15 protein-coding genes and 1 pseudogene are annotated in these 15,933 nt (G+C 64.0%); 8 read left to right on the plus strand and 8 right to left on the minus strand.

Annotation, left to right across the window (positions count from 1 at the left end; genetic code table 11):
* Positions 1-20 precede the first annotated feature (20 nt).
* The gene (gene lptE, locus ASC75_RS11825) at positions 21-584 is read right to left on the minus strand and encodes an LPS assembly lipoprotein LptE (RefSeq protein WP_055974937.1); all 564 of its coding nucleotides are present in this window, start codon (positions 582-584) and stop codon (positions 21-23) included.
* Complete coding sequence (leuS, locus tag ASC75_RS11830; RefSeq protein WP_055974940.1) at positions 571-3,189, minus strand: leucine--tRNA ligase; 2,619 nt, start codon at positions 3,187-3,189, stop codon at positions 571-573. Before leuS ends, lptE begins: the two co-directional genes overlap by 14 nt.
* A gap of 143 nt (positions 3,190-3,332) precedes the next feature.
* Here leuS and ASC75_RS11835 point away from each other — a divergent pair, with 143 nt between their 5' ends.
* Positions 3,333-3,995 carry a YggS family pyridoxal phosphate-dependent enzyme gene (locus tag ASC75_RS11835; RefSeq protein ID WP_055974943.1) on the plus strand — a complete coding sequence of 221 codons (663 nt, stop codon included), beginning with the start codon at positions 3,333-3,335 and terminating at the stop codon, positions 3,993-3,995.
* A 75-nt stretch (positions 3,996-4,070) separates the two neighbouring features.
* Here ASC75_RS11835 and ASC75_RS11840 read toward each other — a convergent pair whose 3' ends face one another.
* The 3 genes from ASC75_RS11840 to ASC75_RS11850 all read right to left on the minus strand — a co-directional run bounded on the left by ASC75_RS11840 (position 4,071) and on the right by ASC75_RS11850 (position 6,846).
* Positions 4,071-5,177: a branched-chain amino acid ABC transporter substrate-binding protein gene (locus ASC75_RS11840; protein ID WP_055974946.1), complete on the minus strand. Its 1,107-nt coding sequence runs from the start codon at positions 5,175-5,177 to the stop codon at positions 4,071-4,073.
* Between the two features lie 163 nt (positions 5,178-5,340).
* Positions 5,341-6,468 carry a DUF2235 domain-containing protein gene (locus tag ASC75_RS11845; protein ID WP_162244918.1) on the minus strand — a complete coding sequence of 376 codons (1,128 nt, stop codon included), beginning with the start codon at positions 6,466-6,468 and terminating at the stop codon, positions 5,341-5,343.
* Between the two features lie 105 nt (positions 6,469-6,573).
* Positions 6,574-6,846: an usg protein gene (locus tag ASC75_RS11850; protein WP_055974952.1), complete on the minus strand. Its 273-nt coding sequence runs from the start codon at positions 6,844-6,846 to the stop codon at positions 6,574-6,576.
* 313 nt (positions 6,847-7,159) lie between these two features.
* On the opposite strand from ASC75_RS11850, the gene acs reads away from it, so the two are divergent.
* The 4 genes and pseudogenes from acs (at position 7,160) to ASC75_RS11865 (ending at position 10,234) form a co-directional block, all read left to right on the plus strand.
* Positions 7,160-9,115, plus strand: coding sequence for an acetate--CoA ligase (acs, locus tag ASC75_RS11855; RefSeq protein WP_055974955.1), 1,956 nt, complete (start codon positions 7,160-7,162; stop codon positions 9,113-9,115).
* 97 nt (positions 9,116-9,212) lie between these two features.
* A pseudogene (locus ASC75_RS25435) lies at positions 9,213-9,320 on the plus strand (creatininase family protein); the annotation flags it as partial.
* A gap of 154 nt (positions 9,321-9,474) precedes the next feature.
* A complete protein-coding gene (locus tag ASC75_RS11860; RefSeq protein WP_055974959.1) occupies positions 9,475-9,891 on the plus strand; it encodes a MerR family transcriptional regulator in 417 nt (138 codons plus the stop codon).
* On the plus strand, positions 9,839-10,234 hold the full coding sequence (locus ASC75_RS11865) for a carboxymuconolactone decarboxylase family protein (RefSeq protein ID WP_184117378.1): 396 nt from the start codon (positions 9,839-9,841) through the stop codon (positions 10,232-10,234). The genes ASC75_RS11860 and ASC75_RS11865 overlap by 53 nt, the downstream gene beginning before the upstream one ends.
* 291 nt (positions 10,235-10,525) lie before the next feature.
* Here ASC75_RS11865 and ASC75_RS11870 read toward each other — a convergent pair whose 3' ends face one another.
* A complete protein-coding gene (locus tag ASC75_RS11870; protein ID WP_055974966.1) occupies positions 10,526-11,917 on the minus strand; it encodes a pilus assembly protein in 1,392 nt (463 codons plus the stop codon).
* Between the two features lie 318 nt (positions 11,918-12,235).
* Positions 12,236-12,505, minus strand: a complete 270-nt coding sequence (locus tag ASC75_RS11875) for a PepSY domain-containing protein (RefSeq protein WP_055974969.1) — start codon at positions 12,503-12,505, stop codon at positions 12,236-12,238.
* Between the two features lie 121 nt (positions 12,506-12,626).
* Between ASC75_RS11875 and ASC75_RS11880 the strand changes: the two genes are divergently transcribed.
* On the plus strand, positions 12,627-13,112 hold the full coding sequence (locus ASC75_RS11880) for a hypothetical protein (RefSeq protein WP_156381210.1): 486 nt from the start codon (positions 12,627-12,629) through the stop codon (positions 13,110-13,112).
* 7 nt (positions 13,113-13,119) lie between these two features.
* On the opposite strand, the gene ASC75_RS11885 is transcribed toward ASC75_RS11880, so the two are convergent.
* Positions 13,120-13,332, minus strand: a complete 213-nt coding sequence (locus ASC75_RS11885) for a DUF1674 domain-containing protein (protein ID WP_055974974.1) — start codon at positions 13,330-13,332, stop codon at positions 13,120-13,122.
* Positions 13,333-13,438: 106 nt separating this feature from the next.
* Here ASC75_RS11885 and htpX point away from each other — a divergent pair, with 106 nt between their 5' ends.
* Both htpX and ASC75_RS11895 read left to right on the plus strand, forming a co-directional pair.
* A complete protein-coding gene (htpX, locus tag ASC75_RS11890) occupies positions 13,439-14,455 on the plus strand; it encodes a zinc metalloprotease HtpX (protein WP_055974978.1) in 1,017 nt (338 codons plus the stop codon).
* Positions 14,456-14,523: 68 nt separating this feature from the next.
* Positions 14,524-15,855, plus strand: a complete 1,332-nt coding sequence (locus tag ASC75_RS11895) for an RsmB/NOP family class I SAM-dependent RNA methyltransferase (protein ID WP_055975472.1) — start codon at positions 14,524-14,526, stop codon at positions 15,853-15,855.
* Positions 15,856-15,933 lie beyond the last annotated feature (78 nt).

Here is a 15,933-nt window from a genome sequence, read left to right on the forward strand (position 1 = left end):
CGCCCTTCCGTGAAACGGCCTCAGCCCCTGGACATGTCCTGGGCGATGGCCAGCCTGAGCAGTTCGGCCAGCTCGCGTGCCGCGCGGTTTTCGGCGTCGCGCTCGGCGCGCATCCTGGCGAACTCCTGGCGCGGCCGATCGAACGATGCCGAGACGTTGCGTTTGCCCGCGGCGATGCGCTTGCCGGTCTTGACGTCGGTGATGACATAAGTGCCGGTCAGCGTCACCGCGCCCGCGGTCGGCTCATCGTCCTTGCTGGTCACTTCGGCCAGCAGGGAAGCCTCGGTGAGCGCTGCGACCGCCAGATCCATGCTGTAGGGCGCCGCGGCCTGCTGGCCCGCTCCGCCATTGAACATGAAGATCAGGTGGTTGCGGACTTCCTGGCCGTAGCGGGTGTTGATCGGCTTGATGTTGATCGAGGCCAGTTGCGTCGCCGTGCCGGCTTCGACGCCTGCCGACACCGGGCCATCCGAATAGAGCGGGCGCACCGTGCAGGCTGACGCCAGTGCAAGCGAGGCCAGAAAGGCCAGGCGTGCAGCAACACGCACCGGGCCGGCAGAATTTCGCGCATCAGGCAACGACATTGACGATCCTCTGCGGCACAACGATCACCTTGCGCGGCGACTTTCCATCCAGCGCCTTCTGCACTGCTTCCAGTGCCAGCGCCGCTTTTTCGACGGTCAATTGATCTGCGTCGCGGGCGATTGTCAAATCGGCTCGCTTCTTTCCGTTGATCTGCACCGGATAGGTGATTTCATTGTCGACAATGAGCGCCGGGTCGAATTTCGGCCATGGCCGATCGGCGACCATGCCTTCGCCCCCGAGCGCCACCCAGCACTCTTCGGCGAGATGCGGCATCATCGGCGCGATCATCACGATCAGGATGTCGACCGCCTCGCGCAAGGCCGAAACCATCTCGGCCGAAGCCTTGCCGGCGGCAGCGTCGGCCGCCGGGCCCTGCAGCGTGTTGGACAGCTCGTAGATGCGCGCCACGGCCTTGTTGAAGGCCAGCTTGCCGATGTCTTCGCCGACGGCTTTCAACGCCTTGTGCGCGGCCTTGGACACCCCGGATGCATCGCCCTCGATCGCTGCCTTGGCGTTCGCCTTGGCCAGCACTTCGGCAGTTTCCGAAATCAGCCGCCACACGCGCTGCACGAAACGATGCGCGCCCTCGACGCCGGCCTCGGTCCAGATGACGTCGCGCTCGGGTGGCGAGTCCGACAGCATGAACCAGCGCGCCGTGTCGGCACCATAGCTGGCGATGATGTCGTCGGGGTCGACCACGTTCTTCTTCGACTTCGACATCTTCTCGATCGAGCCGATCTCGATCGGCGTGCCGTCGGAGATGAGCGCGGCGCGGCGCTTGCCGTCGGCCTCCTCGATTTTGACCTCGACGGGCGTGACCCAGCCGTTCGGCCCCTTGTAGGTCTCGTGCACGACCATGCCTTGCGTGAACAGCCCCTTGAACGGCTCCGCCAGGTTCAGATGGCCGGCCTCGCGCATCGCGCGGGTGAAGAAGCGCGAATAGAGCAAGTGCAGGATCGCATGCTCGATGCCGCCGATATACTGGTCGACCGGCAGCCATTCATTGGCGGCCTTGGGGTCGGTCGGCTCGTTCTCCCACGGTGCGGTGAAACGCGCGAAATACCACGACGAGTCGACGAAGGTGTCCATCGTGTCGGTTTCGCGGCGCGCATCCTTGCCGCATTTCGGGCAGGCGACATGGCGCCAGGTCGGGTGGCGGTCGAGCGGGTTGCCCGGCCGATCGAACTCGACGTCGTCCGGCAGCTTGACCGGCAGGTCGGCCGTCGGCACCGCCACCACGCCGCAATCGTCGCAATGGATCATCGGGATCGGGCAGCCCCAGTAGCGCTGGCGCGAAATGCCCCAGTCGCGCAGGCGGAACTGCACCTTGCGCTCGCCCATCGGGCGGTTGCCGATCGAGATCTGCTCCAGCCGGCTGGCGACGTCGTCGAACGCGTCCGCCGGCTTCATGCCGTCGAGGAATCGCGAATTGATCATCACGCCGTCGTCGGTGTAGGCCTCCTCGGTGACCTGGAAGCTCTTCGCATCGCCGCCTTCCGGCATCACCACCGGCACGACCGGCAGGCCGTACTTGTTGGCGAAGTCGAGATCGCGCTGGTCGCCCGACGGGCAGCCGAAGATGGCGCCGGTGCCGTATTCCATCAACACGAAGTTGGCGACATAGACCGGCAGCGTCCAGTTTTCGTCGAACGGATGGACGACGCGGATGCCGGTGTCCATGCCCTTCTTCTCGGCGGTCTCGAGTGCTGCCACCGACGTGCCCATGCGGCGCACGTCTTCCATGAAGGCGGCAAGCTCGGGCTTGTTCTCGGCGGCCTTCCTGGCCAGCGGATGGTCGGCAGATATCGCCATGAACGAAGCGCCGAAGATCGTATCCGGACGGGTCGTATAGACCTCCAGTTCGGTCTCGCCGGCGGGTGCCGTGCCGGCGGCCAGCGGCCAGCGGATCAGCAGGCCTTCCGAACGGCCGATCCAGTTACGCTGCATCAGCTTGACCTTCTCGGGCCACTCGTCAAGGCCATCGAGCGCGTCCGACAGGTCCTGCGCGAAGTCGGTGATCTTGAAGAACCACTGCGTCAGCTCGCGCTGTTCGACCAGTGCGCCGGAACGCCAGCCGCGGCCATCGATGACCTGCTCGTTGGCGAGCACGGTCATGTCTTCCGGGTCCCAGTTGACCTTCGAGGACTTGCGCGTCACCAGTCCCTTCTCGACGAAGTCGATGAACAGCATCTGCTGGCGATGATAATAGTCGACGTCGCAGGTGGCGAACTCGCGGCTCCAGTCGAGCGACAGGCCCATCGACTTCAGCTGCGTCCGCATCGTGGCGATGTTCTGGTAGGTCCATTCCTTGGGGTGGACCTTGTTTTGCATCGCGGCGTTTTCCGCAGGCATGCCAAAGGCGTCCCAACCCATCGGATGCAGCACATTGCAGCCAAGCGCGCGGCGGTAGCGCGCGACCACGTCGCCCATCGTGTAGTTGCGGACGTGGCCCATGTGGATGCGCCCCGACGGATAGGGGAACATCTCGAGCACGTAGTATTTTGGCCGCGGATCCTCGTTCTTCGTCTCGAAGAGCTTCGCCTCGGCCCAGGCCTTCTGCCATTTGGGTTCGGAGGCGCGGGGATTGTATCGTTCGGTTGCCATCGGATGTTTTTCACTTAAAAGCGTGCGTGGACCGGGGCGAAAACCCGCGGTTCAGGAAATCGTTGCCGGGTGTTCACCATGGATTCCCGGACCCGTCAACTCCGGCAAGCCGGGGGCGGGCAAAAAGCAGCAGGGCCAGCGATATGGAAAAGTCGGTCGAACAGCTAACGCTGGTGAAAGATAAGATAGGTGCGGCCGAGCGCGAGGCCAACAGGCCGGAGGGTTCGGCAACGCTCGTGGCGGTCTCCAAGACCTTCGACGCCGAGCACATCCGCCCGGTCATCGAGGCCGGCCAGCGCGTCTTCGGCGAAAACAGGGTGCAGGAAGCGCAGGGCAAGTGGCCCGGGCTGAAGGCCGAATTCCCCGACATCGAGCTGCACCTCATCGGCCCGCTGCAGTCCAACAAGGCCAAGGAGGCCGTCGCCCTGTTCGACGTCATCGAGACCGTCGACCGCGAGAAGATCGCCGCCGAGCTCGCCAGGGAAATCGAGCGCCAGGGCCGCGCACCAAGGCTCTACGTCCAGGTCAATACCGGCTCCGAGCCGCAGAAGGCCGGCATCGAGCCGCGCGAGGCCGTGGCCTTCGTCAAGCGCTGCCGCGAGGTCCACGGGCTGGCGATCGAAGGCCTGATGTGCATTCCTCCGGCGGAGGAGAACCCGGGCCCGCACTTCGCCCTGCTCGAAAAGCTGGCGCGTGAAGCCGGCCTCGAAAGGCTGTCGATGGGCATGTCGGGCGACTACGAGCTTGCGGTTGCCTTCGGCGCGACAAGCGTCCGCGTCGGCTCGGCAATCTTCGGGACGCGCTGACCAGCGCCAGCCTGGAAAACGAAAAAGGCCGGAGCTTGCGCTCCGGCCTTTTTCTTGAACAGTTGACGCGCTGGGTTATTCAGCCGCGACGATCTTGCCGCCTTCCCACTTGAACAGCGAGAAGCTCGGCGAGGTCAGGTCGCCGCTTTCGCCATAGGTCAGGTTGCCGATGGCGGTGGCGATCGGCTCGCCCGACTTGAGCGCTGCGGCAACGGCCGCCGTGTCGTCGGCCTTGCCGGCCTTCTCGATGCCGGCCTTCAGCACCTCGACCGCAGCATAGGCGTTGAGCGTGAAGGCTTCCGGCGGAATGCCCTTGCCCTCGAGCACCTTGACGGCGTCGGCCGAAGCCGGGTTCTTCAGCGCGTCGGAGGCGTTGGTGAACAGCGTGCCGGCGGCGGCTTCGTTGCCGATGGCCCAGAACTCGGTGTTCGACAGGCCTTCGCCGCCGATGATCACGGCATTGACGCCACCGTCCTTGAGCTGGCGGGCCAGCAGGCCGCCCTCAGGGTGGTAGCCGCCAAAATAGACCACGTCGACGTTATCGGACTTCAGGCGCGTGACGAGGGCCGACAGGTCCTTTTCGCCAGGGGTCAGCGAGTTCTGCTGAACTTCCTGCAAGCCGCCGGCATTGATCGCTGCCTTAAAGGCATCGGCCAGGCCCTTGCCGTAGGTGCCCTTGTCGTCGATCACCGCGACGCGCTTGTCCTTCATGTTCTTGAGGACATAGGCAGCGGCGACTTCGGCCTGCTGGTCGTCGCGGCCGCAGGTGCGCAGCACGTTGGTCAGGCCACGGGTGGTGAGGTCCGGCGCGGTCGCGGTCGGGGTCACCATCAGGATGCCGTTTTCGGCAAACACGTCCGACGCCGGGATGGCGACGCCCGAGGTCACCGGACCGACGACGTACTGGACGCTTTCGCCGACCAGCAGGTTGGCGGCCGAAACGCCCTGCTTGGGATCGCCGGCGTCGTCGGCGAGCTTCAGCACGACCTTCTCGCCGAGAATGCCGCCCTTCTCGTTGATGGTGTCGACGGCCGCCTGGGCACCGTTCTTGACCTGGTCGCCATAGGCCGCGACCGGTCCGGTCAGCGGTGCAACGAGGCCAATGGTGATGTCGGCGCGCGCAGCAGAACCGAATGCGAGCAATGCAGCCAGCGAAACGCCAGCCAGGATCTTGGTGTTCATCGTAACTCTCCCTTTGACCCGCTGGCATCGAGGGCACAGCGGAAGTTCTCGTGGCGGAATACCCGTCCCGGGACCTGCATGCAATCAGCCCAGTGGCTGCATCGCTTGCGATTGATTTGTGCCAGCACGCCTGCCAGGCCACCGACAGCAGCGAAACCGCCCCTCAAAAGTATCGTCGCACCCGCGGATGCCGGCTCAGCGAGCCAGGCCTGTAGCGAGGGTTGTAATCGTCGAAACGCTTCTCGATGTCGACGCACAGCCTGTCGACGTCGATGGCCTTGCATTGGATCGAACGCTCTCCCGGCAGCCAGAATATACCCAGGCCCGTGCGTTCGTCATGCGCGCGGCCTAGCACCTTTCCTTCGATCTCGACTGCCACGGGAAAATCGAGGCCGGACAAGGTGCGCAGCCTGTCCAGCATCCAGCCGAGACTGAGCTTGGCCAGGTTGTCGTCGTCGTCATATCCCCCGCCGATGTCGGAATGCACGCCTGGAAACCAGCATTGTTCGACGACCTGGCCCGCAGCCCTGCCGTCGGCATCGACCTCGTCCCACGGCACCGGAGCAAATGCCTTGCGGTTTTCGTCGATGGAGAGCGCATGCAGGCCGACGGGAACGCGTACCGACAGTTCGTTGTCGTGGAACTCGTGCTTGTAGGGGTTCACCATGTTCATGATGCCGGGCAGCCCAAGCGCGCGAACGGTGTCGAACACGCCGATCACGTCGGGCACCACGGCTGCCGCACCATGCCTGGCGCCGAAATCGGAACCGGCCCTCTGCCGCTCGGTCTTGTTCTTGATCTTGTAGGCCGTGACCGCCGCCGCCGCGATGGCCCGCCGCCGCTCCGCACCGGCACCCTCCTTGTCCCGCGATATCGGCCCGCCAAGATCGGTCGTCGCGATCCCGCATGTCGCCAGCACACCGCCGAGGCAGCGCACGGTGTAGGCGCCGCGGGAAAAGCCGAACAGCCCGACCTTCATGCCTGGCCGCCAATCCATCATCAGGGCTTCGTAGCAATCGACGATGTTTGCGGTGATGCCCCAGCCGGTGGCCTTGCTCCATAGGTTGCGCAGGGTGCGAGTCCAGTTCCACTCGCCTGCCTCCGGCGCGCCGAGGCCGGCATCGTAGAAGGCGCGGATGCCCGGCCTGCCGTCGATGGCCGAATACATCTGGAACACATTGGTGTTCTTGAACTGCCTATCGCCGACCTGCTCGATCTCGTCGGCCCGGACGCCGCGCTGCCCCGTGCCATCGGAAAAGATCAAAACCCAAGCGCCGCTTGCCTGAGACATGCCGCCTCCCGCCGACTGCCGCCCACCGACGGCGAATACTAGCATGCAGGGCACGCTCACCTGCGCTGAATTGGCCGCGCAAGGTTAATCGGAAGGGCAGTCCGCCTAGTGCATCAGGAATTCGCCATCGACCTTGCGCCACTCGTTGGGTGCGATCAGCTTGCGATGGGTGTAGTGCACCGAATGCAACGGACCATCGAGCTTGGCCCGCCAGAACTCGATGAACCCGAACAGGATCGGAAATTTCGGCGCCAGGTCGTAGTCCTGCCAGATGTAGGTCTGCAGCACATGCGGATGGTCGGGCAGGTGGTACAGGATTTCAGCTGTGGTCAGGCCGTACCCCTTCAGCATCAGTTCCAGTTCAGAAGTGTCGCGCATCGCAAGCCTTCCGTGTCGAACAACTCCTCCACGGCCCGAGTCTGCGCCGCGGTCGTTAACCGTCCACTAAAATGAACGTGATCCACACGTGATAAGTTCCAAGAAATCAGCAGTTTAGAACTCGACCGCAGCCGTTTCCGACGGCTATAAGGCGGCGGCGATTTGCCGCTGCGGAATGCGCCGAGGCAAATCCAATGTCTAATATTGTGGCGAGGCGGGAATTGATAATAATGCCCGCCAACGTGCGGCCCTGAGGTCGCCGTCCGCCGGCCACCAGGAGCCGACGGATCGCATCCGGGAGGAAGGGAAAGAAATGTCCGAAGTCCGTGTCCACCGCGTCCAGCCGGCGTGGAAGAAGAATGCGCTCATCGACAACGACACCTACCTGAAATGGTATGGCGAGAGCGTGAAGAACCCCGACAAGTTCTGGGGCAAGCACGGCAAGCGGATCGACTGGTTCAAGCCCTACACTAAGGTCAAGAACACCTCCTTCGACGGCAAGGTCTCGATCAAGTGGTTCGAAGACGGCCTGACCAACGTTTCCTACAACTGCATCGACCGCCACCTCAAGAAGCGCGGCAACCAGACCGCCATCATCTGGGAAGGCGACAACCCATACGACGACAAGAAGATTACCTACAACGAGCTCTACGAGCACGTCTGCCGCCTCGCCAACGTGATGAAGAAGCACGGCGTCAAGAAGGGCGACCGCGTCACCATCTACATGCCGATGATCCCCGAGGCGGCCTATGCGATGCTCGCCTGCACCCGCATCGGCGCCATCCACTCGATCGTCTTCGGCGGCTTCTCGCCCGACGCGCTCGCCGGCCGCATCGTCGACTGCGAATCGACCTTCGTCATCACCGCCGATGAGGGTCTGCGCGGAGGAAAAGCAATTCCTCTGAAGGAAAACACCGACAAGGCGATCGACATCGCGGCCAAGAACCACGTCATCGTCAAGGACGTGCTGGTCGTGCGCCGCACCGGCGGCAAGATCGGCTGGGCGCCGGGCCGCGACCACTGGTACCATGACGAGGTCCGCTCGGTGAAAGCCGAATGCAAGCCTGAGAAGATGAAGGCCGAGGACCCGCTATTCATCCTCTACACCTCCGGCTCGACCGGCAAGCCCAAGGGCGTGCTGCACACCACAGGCGGCTACCTCGTCTATGCAGCGATGACCCACCAGTATGTCTTCGACTACCATGACGGCGACATCTACTGGTGCACCGCCGATGTCGGCTGGGTCACCGGCCACAGCTACATCGTCTACGGCCCGCTCGCCAACGGCGCGACCACGCTGATGTTCGAGGGCGTGCCCAACTATCCCTCCGCCTCGCGCTTCTGGGATGTCGTCGACAAGCACAAGGTCAACATCTTCTACACCGCCCCTACCGCGATCCGTGCCCTGATGGGCGCCGGCGACGAGCACGTGAAGAAGTCTTCCCGCAAGTCGCTGCGCGTGCTGGGCTCGGTCGGCGAGCCGATCAACCCTGAAGCCTGGGAGTGGTACTACAACGTCGTCGGCGACAAGAAGGTGCCGATTGTCGACACCTGGTGGCAGACCGAGACCGGCGGCATCCTGATCACCCCGCTGCCCGGCGCCACCGACCTCAAGCCTGGCTCGGCGACGCGGCCGTTCTTCGGCGTGGTTCCCGAACTGGTGGACAACGAGGGCAAGCTGCTCGAAGGTGCGGCCGACGGCAATCTCTGCATCGCCGACTCCTGGCCGGGCCAGATGCGCACCGTCTATGGCGATCACGAGCGCTTCATCCAGACCTACTTCGCCACCTACAAGGGCAAGTACTTCACCGGCGACGGCTGCCGCCGCGATGCCGACGGCTACTACTGGATCACCGGCCGGGTCGACGACGTCATCAACGTCTCCGGCCACCGCATGGGCACGGCCGAGGTCGAATCGGCGCTGGTCAGCCACGACAAGGTTTCCGAGGCCGCCGTCGTTGGTTATCCCCACGACATCAAGGGCCAGGGCATCTACAGCTACGTCACGCTGATGTCCGGCATCGAGGCCACAGAGGACCTGCGTAAGGAACTCGTCGCCCATGTCCGCAAGGAAATCGGCGCCATCGCCTCGCCCGACAAGATCCAGTTCGCGCCGGGCCTGCCCAAGACCCGCTCCGGCAAGATCATGCGCCGCATCCTGCGCAAGATCGCCGAGGACGATTTCGGCGCGCTCGGCGACACCTCGACGCTGGCCGATCCGGCCGTCGTCGACGACCTCGTCGCCAACCGCCAGAACAAGCGGGTCTGACCACTCTCCTCCCCCGCATCACCGATGCGGGGGATTTTGCTTCCGGCTGCTGGTCCAACGCCTTCCCGAAGCCGTCAATTGACAACTCCTCACATCGATCGCGGTGCGCGGCAACGCCATGGCGATCCTGCCGGTCGGCTCGCTGGAACAGCACGGACCGCATCTGCCCGTCATCACCGACACGGCCAGCGCCGAGGCCGCAGCCTGATCCGGTCTCGGCGCCCGGCCGCGGCTCGGCATGCGCGACAGGCGCACCGGCCGATCGCAACTCGTCGTCAGTAAGCTCCCGAAACAGGCCTTGACTTAGAGCGCGCTCGAACACCTAGCATCGCGAGCGTCGTAACGAGACAAGGTTGACCATGAAGATCGGAGAACTCGCCAGGCGCAGCGGTTTGACAGCCTACACGATCCGCTACTACGAGCAGATCGGGCTGTTGCCGGCGCCCGACAAGGGCGCATCGGGTCAACGCGACTATGATGCCTCGATCCTCGTCTGGATCGAGTTCCTCGGCCGCCTCAAGGCCACTGGCATGCCGATCCGCGAGATGCTGCGTTATGCGGCCCTCCGACAGACGGGTCCGGCTACCGACGCCGAGCGCCGCGTCCTGCTCGAAAAGCACCGCGACAAGGTGCGGGGCCACATCGCCGACCTTCAGGCCAACCTCCTCGTTCTCGACGCCAAGATCGCTGGCTACGCCGATGCAGAAGAAAGGACCGAGACCAATGGACAAGATCAACGAGAGCCGCTTCGAGCGCGGCACGCGCGCACTCGCTGAGATCGACGGCGCAGGCGGGCAGAAGGTGGTGGATTCCCTCGCCGACATCGCCCCCGATTTCGCCCGCTACATCATCGAGTTCCCGTTCGGCGACATCTACTCGCGCCCGGGCCTGGACCTCAGGTCACGCGAGATCGCTACGATCGCCGCCCTGACCGCGCTCGGCAATGCCACCCCGCAGCTCAAGGTGCATATCCAGGCGGGACTGAATGTCGGGCTCAGCCGAGACGAGATCGTCGAAACGATCATGCAGATGGCTGTCTATGCCGGCTTTCCAGCGGCACTCAACGGCCTGTTCGCCGCGCGGGATGTATTCCAGGAAAAGCACAGTCTCGCCGCATGATGCCGTACCAACGGTCTAGTGCCATGGTCGCACTTGCCAAATCGATGGAAAGCCCCCACCTTCCCTAATGTGTTCAACGAACTGAAAGGAGGTGATCCGATGTCGAGTGATTTCGTTTTCCTGAACGTGGCCTCTGCGGATTGCCTTCTCGGGAAGCAGCCTTCCTGAGCGATGCATGATGTGCGGCGGGCGATGCTCCGGCATCGCTGCTGACGGCCGCGCCACGGACGAAACACGGAAAGGCCGCGTCTTCGCAAGAAGCGCGGCCTTTTTGATTCCTCGCGGTGCCGCCTACTTGGTCAGTGACAGCTGTTCGATGTTGCGGGCGATGGTCTGGAAGGCTTCGTCGAGTTCCTTGCCCGTCGAGACTTCGAAATAACGCTTCAGCGTGCCGGTATCCGGCGTCGCACAGTTCTTGAGCACGGCCTTGGCCGCATTCCTTTCGGACTTCGAGGTGTCCTTGTTGTCGAGGTCGAAGCCGATGGTGAAGACCTCGATGCCGTCGTTCTTCATGTTGGTACAGATGCTTTCGGCATAGCTGCCGGACTTCGCCGACTGGCTGCCCTGGGGCCTTCCCGTGACGCCTGCAAAGGCAGTGTTGAACAGGCCGTCGGTCATCAGGATGGCCACCTTCGCGACCTTCTTCGCATCGGGATTGGCCGGGCCCGCACCGAGGTTCGCATCCTTGATGGCAGTGCGCCATTTGGGCGAAAGCATGTAGTAGCCCCACTGCGCGGCGATGCCGCCTGCGGTCACTCCGTTGGCCCTGAACCCGCCGATCGCGGCCGTCAGCTTCGTCACATCGGCGGTCAGCGGTATCAGCTTCGCCGACGGGCATGACCCGACGCGGTCGTCGCGATTGACCCTGGCGAGATAGATCTCGCCCTGGTTGTTCTCGCGCTCGGTGTAGGGGCCGTCGTCGCTGAAGTCGGCGGAGCCGTCCTTGTCCTTGCGCTCGCTGGCGCAACCGTCGCCGCTGCTGGCAGAAACAGCCTGCCAGGCATCGATCGGGGGCGGCAGGTCGGACTTGCCCGGCTTCTCGACGAAGACGGCGCCCGACAGCCCACCGGTGTTGACCGCCTCGGCATAAGGAACCAGCGCAATGCGTATGCGCGGCTTGTCGGCATCCTGGCCCGTGAGAAGGATATCGACGGCGTTCTGGGCGGCCGTCTTCAGATCCTTGATCTTCTGCCCGCCCATGGAGCCGGTGACATCGAGCATCATCGCAACTTCGATGCGCTTGTCGGAATAGAGCGACGCGGTCGTAGCCGAAACACGCTGCCGGTTGCCCTTGCCGAAAAGCGGGAAGAAGATGTCTACGTCGATCTCTGCGGTCGCCTCGACCGTGCCCGCCAGCCGGTCGACGGTGACGCTGCGCAGCACAACCTTCTCGCCGGGCGCCAGCAGGCTCGCAGCATTGACCTCGAGGAAAGTCCTGACGGACGCGTCGGCATCCTCTGGCTTGATCCTCCCGGTCGTCAGGTCGCGCGCCGTCGATGTCACCGCCCCGTCGACCGCCAGCGCCAGGCCGGATTTGACATTGGACAGCTGGGCGATGTTGACCCCGAAGCCGGCGGCCATGGCCAGCAGGGAAATCGTCACGCCACCCAGGACGGCAAAATTGCCACGACGATCCCCGGCCAGGCGAAGTGCCGTCCGTCCCACCTTCTGAAATTGCAACATGTCCCGCCCCGCCATTCGATTTGCCTCTGGCGAAGGCGTTGCAGGAAACTGGCCGTGTCGGCGCTCTGCTGGCCTCGTCAGGTCGACGGCACGACAAGTTATTGAATTTACAGGATTTCGAGTGGCATCAGGGTAAACGGAGCGTAAACGCAGTCCCCGCATGCACGGTTTATTCACCACTCGCTAGCCACGATGCATGCGGTTCGCCAGAGCCAGTCGTGGAGCTGTCCCGTTTCGGTGCGCAGGGGTGTGCCAAATTCTGTCAGCACCAGGCGTGCCGGGTCAGACCTCGGCATCCAAGCTTTAACCGGCCTCGGGTCAGAGCCGCGGTTCGCCCGTAACCGCGTCGATCTTGATTTCCACCTTGGCCTTGTCCGACGTGTAGTAGACGATGTCGTAATAGCCTTCGCTTTCCCATTCCACTTCGGAAAGATAGCGGAATTGATCGCGCTGCTCGATCTTGGCGATGATCTCGGACAGCTTGAGCGAATTCTGCGGCGGCACCGCCGGTTCCTTGGTCTGCGCCTGCGCCGGTATGGTGCCCAGCAGGGCAGTAACTACGAGTCCGGTAATTGACCACTTTGCCATAATCGCTCCTTTCGCACCTCCCAGCGAAACGACCGGCACGGATTTCAGTTCCCGCTCCAGCGTTCCAGTTGATTAGTCGAATGCAATAATGAATAGATTGACGAAAAGACGGGAGGGGAAGATGAAACGAAGAATAGACTCGGCATTAATTGTCGCGGCTATGCTGTTCTCGACAGGCTGCGTCCAGCAAATTCCGATACAAACGCAGTTCAACAATGCAGAACACGAATTCGCAAACAAGCCGGGCAAGGCGACCATCTCTGGCCAGGCATTCATGCGCCGCAATGATGGCGTGGTTGTTTATGCCGCCGGCAGCCCTGTCTACCTCACACCTCAAACGCCATACACCATGGAGGCGTTCAATCGCAGCGCGTCTGCCACCGGCCCGGTTGTATTCACCAATCCGGACGCGCGTCTGAAGGACTACACACGTGTGACTCAGACCAACGGCGAAGGCCGCTTCACTTTCTCGGGCGTGCCGGATGGTCCATTCATTGTCGCCACCACGGTGCATTGGATGGCTGGCGACATGCGGCAGGGCGGTGACCTGACTAAGCTGTTCGTCGTCACCAACGGCCAGGGTCACGACATCATCATGACCCGCTGACGAAAGCTCAGAAGTCGCTGGTCAGGCCCTTGATTTCCCAGTCGCCGTAGCGTCCCGGTTCCTTGCCGCCACGGCCACCGATCTCGCGCGGCAGCTTCGCCTCCTGCGCCCTGTAGGCTTCGCGGCGTGCCTCGGCCTCGGCTAAGGCGCGCCTGGCGGCCGGCGAAAGTTCCTTTGGTGCGGCCGTCTCGGCTTCGATTTGCGGCTCGGCGTCGTTCATGGGATTCCTCGGAAATGATTGAAACGCACCCTCGTGTTTCCCATCATATAGCGAAGCGCGCGACCGGGATCGACCCTGGCGCAGGCGGAAAAGGACGGAGCGGACGATGAACATGATGCGGACGGCTATGCTTCTGGCGACCATGACGGCGCTGTTCATGGGCGTCGGCTACCTGATTGGCGGATCGGGCGGCATGACAATCGCCTTCCTGATCGCCGCCGGCATGAACCTGTTCAGCTACTGGAACTCCGACAAGATGGTTCTGCGGATGAACCACGCCGTCGAGGTCGATGAGCGCAACGCGCCCGAATATTACGCCATCGTGCGCGGACTTGTCGCCAATGCCGGGCTGCCGATGCCCAAGGTCTACCTGATCGACAATCCGCAGCCCAACGCCTTTGCCACCGGCCGCAACCCGCAGAACGCGGCGGTCGCCGCCACCACTGGCCTGCTGCAGCGCCTCAGCCACGAAGAGGTCGCGGCCGTCATGGCCCATGAACTCGCCCATGTCGAAAACCGCGACACGCTGATCATGACGATCACCGCGACGATTGCCGGCGCGATCTCGATGCTGGGCAACTTCGCCTTCTTCTTCGGCGGCAACCGCGACAACAACAATCCGCTAGGCTTCGTCGGTGTGCTGGTGGCGATGATCGTCGCGCCCTTTGCCGCCATGCTGGTGCAGATGGCGATCAGCCGGACGCGCGAATATTCGGCCGACCGGCGCGGCGCCGAGATCTGCGGCAATCCGCTTTGGCTCGCCTCCGCACTTGACAAGATCGCTCGCAACGTCGAACGCATCCACAACCCCGAAGCCGAGCGCAATCCTGCCATGGCTCCCCTCTTCATCATCAATCCTCTATCCGGCGAGCGCATGGACAATCTCTTTTCGACCCACCCCAACACCGAGAACCGCATCGCCGCCCTGCAGGCGATGGCGAATGAGGGTATCGGTCGACCTGCACAGCGCACGGCACCCCAGCCGACAGCCCAGCGCACGGCTCCTGCCGGTCAGCAGGGCCCGTGGGGCGGTCGCCCCGCTGACGAGACGGCGCCCGAGCAACCGCGCCCGTCCGGCCTGTGGGGCCGCAATCCGACCGGGCCGAAGGGCCCGAGATCGTGAGCGCCGGCCAGCGCGACCGCTCGCGAAACCGCGCACGCACCGGCGACAGCAAGGGCAGCCGGCCGTCCATCGTTCCCGATGTCCCCGGCATCGCCGCGCGCATGGCCGCAGCGCGCCTGCTTGCAGCCACCATCGACGCCAGGACGCCGCTCGACGGCTTGACCGATCACGAGCACGGCCATCCGCAGTTCCGGGCGCTCGACCTGCGCGACCGCGGGCTCGTCCGCGCCATCCTGGCCACCGCCCTTCGCTATCGCGTCACCATCGCCAAGCTGATCTCGCGCCGCCTGGAAAAGCCGCTCCCCGCCAACGCCACCGTGCTGACGCATATCCTGCATGTCGCGGCTGCCCAGATCCTGTTCCTCGACATCCCCGACAGCGCTGCCGTCGACCTCGCCGTCACCCACGCCAAGGCAGATCCGCGCACCGTGCGCTTCTCCGGCCTGGTCAACGGCGTGCTGCGTTCGCTCGCCCGTGCCAAGGATGCCGAACTGCCTGAGATGCTGGCTACGACGAACGACGCGCCGGACTGGTTCGTCGAGCGGCTGACCGCGGCCTACGGCGCGGAACACGCGAAGAATATCCTCGCCGCGCATCGCATCGAGGCGCCGGTCGATTTCACCGCCAAGTGCGATCCCGCCAAATGGGCGGAGCAGTTGGGCGGCACCGTGCTGCCCACCGGCTCGCTGCGTATCGAGCGCCTCGCCGGACCGGTCGCCGAGCTGCCCGGTTTCGCTGAGGGCGCCTGGTGGGTGCAGGATGCCGCCGCAGCACTGCCCGCGCGGCTGTTTGGCGACGTCGCCGGCCAGCGCGTCGCCGACCTGTGTGCTGCGCCCGGCGGCAAGACCGCCCAGCTCGTGCTCACCGGTGCCAAGGTCACTGCGGTCGAGGCCTCGAAGAACCGCCTCGCGCGCCTTGCCGGCAATCTCGAGCGCCTTGGCCTCGACGCCGACAAGGTCAATGCCGACATCCTCGTCTACGAGCCGGAGGAGCTGTTCGACGCCGTGCTGCTCGACGCGCCATGCTCGTCGACCGGTACCGTGCGCCGCCACCCCGACGTGTTGTGGACCAAATCGCCTGAAGACATCGCCAAGCTCGCCGGCGTCCAGCGCGGGCTGCTCGACCGCACGGTGAAGCTGGTGAAGCCAGGTGGCCGGATCGTCTTTTCCAACTGTTCGCTCGATCCGCTCGAAGGCGAGGCGCTCGTCGCCGGCTTCCTCGCCGACCACAAGGGCAAGGTCGAACTCGATCCGATTCGCGTGGGCGAAGTCGCAGGAGCAGACGACTTCATCACCACGGAGGGTTTTCTGCGCACCACACCCGCAGGCCTCGACCTCGGCAATCCCGCCATCTCCGGTCTCGACGGCTTTTTTGCCGCGCGCTTCCGCCGTCTCGCCTGATCCGCCCTCGCATTTACCAAAAATTCACCCTCGCGCCTGCCATTGAAACAACCTAATTTGAGCCATGGCGTGGGTTGC

The sequence above is a fragment of the Aminobacter sp. DSM 101952 genome, assembly GCF_001424795.1.
GTDB lineage: Bacteria > Pseudomonadota > Alphaproteobacteria > Rhizobiales > Rhizobiaceae > Aminobacter > Aminobacter aganoensis.

Excerpts from the sequence above, each read along its gene's own strand:
- lptE (WP_055974937.1), bottom strand. The coding sequence starts at position 584 with ATGTCGTTGCCTGATGCGCGAAATTCTGCCGGCCCGGTGCGTGTTGCT.
- leuS (WP_055974940.1), bottom strand. The coding sequence starts at position 3,189 with ATGGCAACCGAACGATACAATCCCCGCGCCTCCGAACCCAAATGGCAG.
- ASC75_RS11835 (WP_055974943.1), top strand. The coding sequence starts at position 3,333 with ATGGAAAAGTCGGTCGAACAGCTAACGCTGGTGAAAGATAAGATAGGT.
- ASC75_RS11840 (WP_055974946.1), bottom strand. The coding sequence starts at position 5,177 with ATGAACACCAAGATCCTGGCTGGCGTTTCGCTGGCTGCATTGCTCGCA.
- ASC75_RS11845 (WP_162244918.1), bottom strand. The coding sequence starts at position 6,468 with ATGTCTCAGGCAAGCGGCGCTTGGGTTTTGATCTTTTCCGATGGCACG.
- ASC75_RS11850 (WP_055974952.1), bottom strand. The coding sequence starts at position 6,846 with ATGCGCGACACTTCTGAACTGGAACTGATGCTGAAGGGGTACGGCCTG.
- acs (WP_055974955.1), top strand. The coding sequence starts at position 7,160 with ATGTCCGAAGTCCGTGTCCACCGCGTCCAGCCGGCGTGGAAGAAGAAT.
- ASC75_RS11860 (WP_055974959.1), top strand. The coding sequence starts at position 9,475 with ATGAAGATCGGAGAACTCGCCAGGCGCAGCGGTTTGACAGCCTACACG.
- ASC75_RS11865 (WP_184117378.1), top strand. The coding sequence starts at position 9,839 with ATGGACAAGATCAACGAGAGCCGCTTCGAGCGCGGCACGCGCGCACTC.
- ASC75_RS11870 (WP_055974966.1), bottom strand. The coding sequence starts at position 11,917 with ATGTTGCAATTTCAGAAGGTGGGACGGACGGCACTTCGCCTGGCCGGG.
- ASC75_RS11875 (WP_055974969.1), bottom strand. The coding sequence starts at position 12,505 with ATGGCAAAGTGGTCAATTACCGGACTCGTAGTTACTGCCCTGCTGGGC.
- ASC75_RS11880 (WP_156381210.1), top strand. The coding sequence starts at position 12,627 with ATGAAACGAAGAATAGACTCGGCATTAATTGTCGCGGCTATGCTGTTC.
- ASC75_RS11885 (WP_055974974.1), bottom strand. The coding sequence starts at position 13,332 with ATGAACGACGCCGAGCCGCAAATCGAAGCCGAGACGGCCGCACCAAAG.
- htpX (WP_055974978.1), top strand. The coding sequence starts at position 13,439 with ATGAACATGATGCGGACGGCTATGCTTCTGGCGACCATGACGGCGCTG.